This window comes from Bacillus sp. AK124 (assembly GCF_053903085.1).
In genome coordinates, this window is record NZ_CP096378.1 from 1,754,958 (window position 1) to 1,762,864 (window position 7,907).

Sequence of the window (7,907 nt, forward strand, 5' to 3'; positions counted from 1 at the left end):
AGTATGAGCATAATGGACTTCATAAATGATTTGAAAAAGAAAAATATCACCTTATACCATAACAAGGGCAAAATCAAAATCATCGGTCCTCAAGAATTATTGACGGCTGACTTAAAACAGCAAATCAAGCGGTATAAAGAAGACATCATCGCCGCGCTGGAAGCGTGCGAAACGGACATTGAGCGAAGCTTTCCGAAAGCGGCGCCGTCTAAAAGCGGAACCTATCCTTTGTCAAGAGAACAAAAAAGGATGTTCATTTTAAATCAGCTTGATGACAGCAAAACGGCCTATAACATGCCGCTGGCTGTAAAAATAAACGGTGAAGTTCAAATCAGCCGAATTGAACAGGCTTGGAAAGCGCTCATCAAAAGGCATGAATCGTTGAGAACTTCTTTTGTCATGCTCGATGGCGAACCGGTGCAGAAAATCGAACAGGAAGCCGAGTTCCGACTTGAATACAGCGAGTTGGGGGATCAAAGCATTCAGGAGAAAATCAGCCGTTTCATCAAACCTTTTCAATTAGAAAAAGCCCCGCTTTTAAGAGCGGAACTCGTAAAAGTGGATGAAGCTGAGCATATGATGATCGTTGATATGCATCATATCATTTCAGACGGCATCTCTATCGGAATATTAATGAAGGAATTCGCCGACTGCTGTGAAGGCAAAGAATTACCTCCGGTGGCGGTTCAGTATAAAGATTATTCAGAGTGGCAGAAAGACATCGAGCAGCAGAGCCGGTTGAAGAAGCAGGAAGCGTATTGGCTTAACACCTTCCGGGGAGACATTCCGGTATTGAATATGCCGCTTGATTTTCCGAGACCGAAAATCCGAAGCTTTCAAGGGAACAGAACGGTTGTGGAATTGGATCAGGACACCACAAAAAAACTGAAGACGATAGCCGCAAGAAACGGCGTTACAATGTACATGCTTCTTTTGGCAGGCTACACCATTCTGCTGTCAAAATACACCGGACAAGAGGATATCATTGTCGGCTCGCCGATCGCCGGAAGACCGCATGCCGATTTAAACGGGACAATCGGAATGTTTGTCGGCACCCTTGCGCTGAGAAACCGGCCAACGGGGAACATGACATTTAGCGAATATGTCCAAACGGTCAAAAACAATACATTGAACGCCTATGAAAATCAAGATTATCAATTTGATGCATTGATCGAACATCTGGGCTTGACACAGGACATGAGCAGAAATCCGCTGTTTGATACGATGTTTGATCTGCAGCATGCGGATGATTTCGCATCTGAAGCCGGCGGGGGGCATTTTGACACGTATGATATTCCATTTCATGTCGCGAAATTCGATGTAAGCCTGACGGCATTTTTGCATGGAGACAACCTGAAATTTGATTTTCAATATTGCACGGATCTGTATAAAAAAGAAACGATTGAAAGAATGGCCGGACATTTTTTGAATGTTTTAAAAGACGCTGCTCATCACCCTGAACTGGCGTTAAGCGAGATTAGGATGATGTCGGAAGAGGAGAAAGACATCATCTTACATACATTCAATCATGAGAAGACAGATGGTCCGAAAAACAAGACACTCAGCCGGCTGTTTGAAGAGCGGGCTGAAAAAACACCCGATCACCCCGCTGTTATATTCGAAGATCAGCAATTGACATATAGAGAGCTGAACGAAAAAGCCAACCAATTGGCCTGGCTTTTAAGAGAGAAGGGCGTAAAGCCGGATACAATTGTCGCGATCATGACAGACCGTTCACTCGAGATGATCATCGGAATTATCGGAATTTTAAAAGCCGGCGGAGCCTATCTGCCAATTGATCCGGATTATCCGGAGGACAGAGTCAAATATATGCTGGAAGACAGCGGGGCTGATATGGTCGTCATCCAGGAGCCCTTTAAATCGAAAATAGACGGGCGTCAACTGATAACCGCCGAAGACACCCGATCTTTCAGCAAAGAAAATCTCCCAAATGTCAATAAGGCTTCTGATTTGGCATATGTAATTTATACTTCGGGTTCTTCAGGCAGGCCGAAAGGTGTCATGACGACTCACCGCAATGTCGTTCATTATGTTGATGCTTTTACGAAAAGGATCCCTTTGAGCGAAGATGATACAGTTTTGCAAATCGTATCCTTTTCATTTGATGCATTTTCTGAAGAAGTCTACCCTATTTTAGCTTGCTCAGGGCGCTTGGTGATCAGCAGAAAAGTAAGCGATCTGAACATTGATGAACTGGTGAAAACGATCGGGAAGCATCGTGTCACACTTGTCAGCTGCTCCCCGCTTCTATTGAATGAAATCGATAAAAATCAGCACTTAACCTTTCATCCGCAGATGAAATTTATCAGTGGAGGCGACGTATTAAAATTTGAGTACGTCGAAAATATCATCAAAGGCGCCGACGTTTACAATTCTTACGGTCCCACGGAAGCGACAGTTTGTGCAACCTATTATCAACTAAGCAGCGCAGACCGCAAAAAAACGAGCATTCCTATCGGCAAGCCTTTAAGCAATTATAAAGTATACATTGCAGATCAATACGGCCGGCCGCAACCGGTTGGAGTACCGGGCGAACTATTGATCGGCGGCGAAGGGGTCGCAAGGGGATACTTGAATCATGAAACATTGACAAAAGCGGCCTTTGTGCTGGACGAATCAGGCGAGAGAGTATATCGTACAGGCGATTTAGCAAGATGGCTGTCTGACGGAAACATCGAGTTTTTAGGCAGAATCGACAGCCAAGTCAAAATCCGCGGCTATCGGATCGAACTGGAAGAAATCGAACACCGGTTGCTGATGAACGACGATATTAATGAAGCCATCGTGGTGGCGAAGGAAGATCAGGAAAACAGCAAATATCTATGCGCCTACATCGCATTCAATAACAAAAACGCAGATATTGAGCAGGTTCAAGAACGTTTGGCGAAGGACCTTCCGGAGTATATGATTCCGTCCTGCTTTATCAAGCTTGATCAAATTCCCCGCACGATCAATGGAAAGGCTGATCTTAAGGCATTGCCGGAGCCGGATCGAGGGGCATTTGCCCAAGCCCGCTACGAAGCCCCGCGCAATCAAACGGAAGCCTTACTTTTATCGATCTGGCAGGATATCTTGCCAGCGGAACAGATCGGGATTAACGACCATTTCTTTGACATCGGCGGACACTCGTTAAAAGCTTTTTCAATGGCCGCGAAAATTCAAGCGGCATTAAAAGTCGAAGTGACGCTAAAGGAAATCTTCAGCCATCCGACGATTAAAGACATCGCAGCTTATATCGTACAAAAACAAAAACAAGTTCAATCCGACATTCTAAAAGCGAAAAAGAAAGAATACTACCCGCTTTCTTCCGCTCAAAAAAGGCTGTACATCCTCAATCAAATCGAAGAAGGCCAAACCGCCTACAATATGCCTTTTGCGATGAAAATAAGAGGTGGGCTCCAAACGAAAAAGGCCGAGAAGGCCTTCAAAACGCTAATCAAAAGACATGAGAGCTTAAGAACATCCTTTGTGACCATCAATGGCGAACCCGTTCAGAATATAAACGAAGAGGTCACATTTGAAATGAAATACCGGGAGCTTGACAATTGCAGCCTTCGGGAACGGATGAATCAATTTATCAGACCGTTTGACCTGGAAAAAGCCCCTCTTCTGAGAGCGGAGCTGGTGAGGGTGAACGCAGCCGAACACATTCTCCTGCTTGATATGCACCATATCATTTCCGATGGCGTATCAATCGGGATCTTGATGAAAGAATGGGCGGCTTTATATGAAGAAAAGGAACTTGCACCGTTAAAGATCCAATATAAAGATTATTCCGAGTGGCAGCGAGAGTCCTGTCAAAAAGACCGGTTGAAAAAACAGGAAGAATACTGGCTATCCGTTTTTCAAGACGCCATCCCTGTTCTGAACATGCCGACAGACTTTCCAAGGCCGCAAATGCAAAGCTATGAAGGAGATCGAATCGCATTTGCAATCGAAAGAGAGCTGACGGATAAGCTGAAAAAAACAGCGAAAGAAAACGGAGTCACGATGTATATGCTGCTGTTGGCCGGGTATACAATACTGCTTTCGAAATACACCGGACAGGAAGATATCATTGTCGGTTCGCCGATTGCGGGGCGAACCCGGGAGGAGTTGGAACAGACGGTCGGGATGTTCGTAGGCACCCTTGCGATGAGAAACCATCCGAAAGGCGGCAGGACATTCATTGAGTATTTGCAAGATGTAAAAGAAAATACGTTTAACGCCTATGAAAATCAAGATTATCCTTTCGATGAACTCGTAGACAAATTAGATTTGGAACGGGACATCAGCAGAAATGCCTTATTTGACACAATGTTTGATATGCAGGCGCTGGATGATGCAGAGCCTGATATAGAGGGATTGCATGTTGAACCCGTTGATTTGGAGTTTCAGATTTCAAAATTCGATTTGTCGCTGGCAGCAGCAGAGTCCGCAGGCGTCATTACGTTTCACCTGGAATTCTGCACAAGGCTGTATAAAAAAGAAACCGCCGAAACGCTGGCGCAGCATTTCGTGAATATCCTAAGAGATATTTCCGATCATCCGCAGAAGCCGTTAAACGAAATCAGCATGCTTTCAGAGGAACAAAGGAACACAGTGCTGTATCAATTTAATGATACGAACGCCGAACACCCGTCGGGAATTTTTTCTGAGCTGTTTGAAGAGCAGGCCGAAAAATCACCGAATCATCCGGCGGCGGTCTTCAAAGATCATATGTTGACATACCGCGAATTAAATGAAAAAGCGAATCAATTGGCCAGAACATTGCGGAAAAAAGGGGTTCAGCGGGAGTCAGTAGTCGGAATCATGGCGGAGCGTTCGTTGGAAATGGTGACAGGCATATTGGCGGTTCTAAAGGCCGGCGGGGCGTACATGCCGATCGATCCGGGGCTTCCGAAAGAGCGCATCCAATATCTTATCACGGATAGCGGAGCTGATCTATTGCTGACCCAGCATCAGCTTATTGGCAGCATCAGCTTTGCCGGAGAAATCATCCAAATCGATCAGGCCGATGCTTACGACACGGATGGAAGCAATCTGGAGCATCTTAATTCCCCCGGTGATTTGGCATACGTCATCTATACCTCGGGTACGACGGGAAACCCGAAAGGCGTGATGGTCGAGCACCGCAATATCATTCATGCCCACTATACTTGGAGAAAGCACTATGAATTGGCATCATTTTCAGTTAACCTGCTCCAGCTTGCCAGCATGTCGTTTGATGTATTCGCAGGAGATTTATGCCGCAGTCTTCTCAACGGCGGAACAATGTATATGGTCCCGGATGATGTCAAACTGGAAATGAATCTGCTGTATGACATGATCAACAAATACGGCATTCATATGTTGGAATCGACGCCAAGCCTGATCATTCCTTTGATGAAATATATCGATCATCACAAGCTTGACCTTTCAAGCATGAAGCTGTTGATCATGGGTTCTGACACTTGCACGATCAAAGATTATAAGTGGCTCGTTGAACGGTTCGGACAAAGGATGAGAATCATCAACAGCTATGGCGTCACAGAAGCTTCTGTCGATTCCGGCTATTATGAAGAAGCTTTGGATCGGATTCCAGAGATTGCGAATACGCCGATAGGAAAGCCGCTGGACAATACAGCATTTTATATATTGGATTCCTCATTAAACCCGCAGCCGGTCGGCGTTTATGGTGAGTTGTACATCGGCGGTGAAGGGGTCGCGAGGGGATACTTAAACAAACCGGAACTCACGAAGGAAAGGTTTGTTCCAAATCGTTTTGCCGCCGGGGGGAAGATGTATAAAACGGGAGACTTGGCAAGGTGGCTGCCTGATGGAAATGTCGAATTCCTCGGGAGAATCGATCACCAAGTCAAGATTCGCGGTTTCAGAATAGAAACAGGCGAAATTGAAACGAAGCTTTTGGAAAATCAAAACATCAGCGAAGCTGTCGTTATAGACCGGGAAGACAAGAAAGGACATAAGTACCTGTGCGCCTATATTGTCGCTCGAGCGAAAACAAACGCAAATGAACTGAGGGAATATTTGTCCGATCATTTACCGGATTATATGCTCCCTTCCTATTTTATTCAAATCAACAAGATGCCCCTCACGCCAAACGGAAAGATCGATCGAAAAGCGCTTCCTGAACCTGCCGGAGACGCCATAGCGGCAAGCGGATATAAAGCGCCGCGCAATGAAACGGAAGAAAAGCTGGCCGCTGTTTGGCAGGAGGTGCTGGACAGGGACAAAATCGGAATCAACGATAATTTTTTTGAAATCGGGGGAGATTCAATTAAGGCTCTGCAAATCGTTTCAAAATTATCAAGAGCCGATCTCAAGCTTCAGGTTAAAGATCTGTTTACCAATCCGTCCATCAGACACCTCAGTAAATATGTCAAAAAAGAAACGAAAGCTCGCACCAGCGAAATCGTGCAAGGGCAAGTGCCGCTGACTCCTGTGCAAAGGTCGTTTTTTGAAGCGAATCAAAGGGAGCAAAACCATTATAATCAAGCGTTTATGCTCTACAGGGAAAACGGGTTTGCTGAAAGGATCGTCGAAAAGGTTATCCGTAAACTCACAGAACACCATGATGCATTACGGATGGTCTATCGGGAGAAGAACGGTGAAATCATTCAGCATAACCGCGGCTTGGAAGACAGCGTCTTCGATCTGAATGTCTATGATTTGAAAACGGAAAAAAATCTCGAGGAAACTGTTTATCAGATAGCGACGAATATTCAAAAAGACATATCCATCAGCGAGGGCAAAATGATCAAGCTCTGCGTGTTTAAAACAACGGAGGGAGACCATCTGCTGATTGCGATCCATCACCTTTTGGTAGACGGCGTGTCCTGGAGAATATTGTTCGAGGATTTTGAAGCGGCATACGGTCAAGCCCTGCAAGGCAAACCGATAGAGCTCGGTTATAAAACGGATTCGTACAAAACGTTTTCCGAAAAACTGGCTGAGTACGCAAGCAGCAAAAAGCTCCTGAAAGAACAAGAATATTGGCGGGAGATATCCAAAGGAAAGATGGCATTCCTCCCTAAACATCGCCAAGCGGTACATGATAACTATGAAAATAGCAGAACACTCAGAATATCCCTCAGCCAAATGGAGACGGAACAGCTCCTGAAAGATGCGCATAAAGCATACAATACGCAGATTAATGATCTCCTTTTAACGGCTTTGTTGATCGCCTCAAGGCAGCTGACGGGGGAAAACAGGCTGAAAATTCTTATGGAAGGCCATGGAAGAGATGATATTTTGCAAGATGTGGATATTACGAGAACGGTCGGCTGGTTCACCGCAATGTATCCGGTATTCATCGACTTAGAAGATGAAACAGACTTGTCTGTGATGATTAAGATCGTGAAAGAAACTTTGCGGAAAATACCGAATAATGGAATCGGATACGGCATCCTCAAGTATTTGAGAAAAGACGAAGGGCTTATAAAGGATGAAAAGCCTCCGATCTTATTCAATTATCTTGGTGAGCTCGATCATGATCTGACGACTGAACAATTTTCATCGTCAAAGCTTTCAACAGGTCAAAGCATCGGAGAAAAAAGTGCAAGAGATGCTTCTGTTGAAATCGATTCAGTCGTTGCCGGCAGGCAATTGATGATCAGTACGACATTTAACGAATACGAGTATTCTCCAGATACGATCAGCGAATTGAATCAAGCATTCAAAGAAAGTTTGCAAATGGTCATCAGCCATTGTACGGGCAAAAATGAAACCGAAAAAACGTCCTCTGACTACGGTTATGACAAACTCTCGTTGGAAGATCTTGAAGAATTATTAAATGAATATGAATCTATCGACAGCTAGACATCATGAAAAAAGCTAAAGAAGCCCCCTTGAAATGGTTAACCTGCTGCTTAAAAATGGGCGGCCCATGTGGATCGGAAAACAAA

At 44.9% G+C, this 7,907-nt stretch carries 1 protein-coding gene; it reads left to right on the forward strand.

Features of this window, described 5'->3' with window-relative positions; genetic code table 11:
* Positions 1 to 3: 3 nt before the first annotated feature.
* Positions 4 to 7,821: a bacitracin non-ribosomal peptide synthetase BacB gene (bacB, locus tag M1E06_RS08860; RefSeq protein WP_035338351.1), complete on the forward strand. Its 7,818-nt coding sequence runs from the start codon at positions 4 to 6 to the stop codon at positions 7,819 to 7,821.
* The last annotated feature ends 86 nt before the right edge of the window (positions 7,822 to 7,907 follow it).

Coding starts and splice junctions, on each gene's coding strand:
- bacB (WP_035338351.1), top strand. CDS start 4: ATGAGCATAATGGACTTCATAAATGATTTGAAAAAGAAAAATATCACC.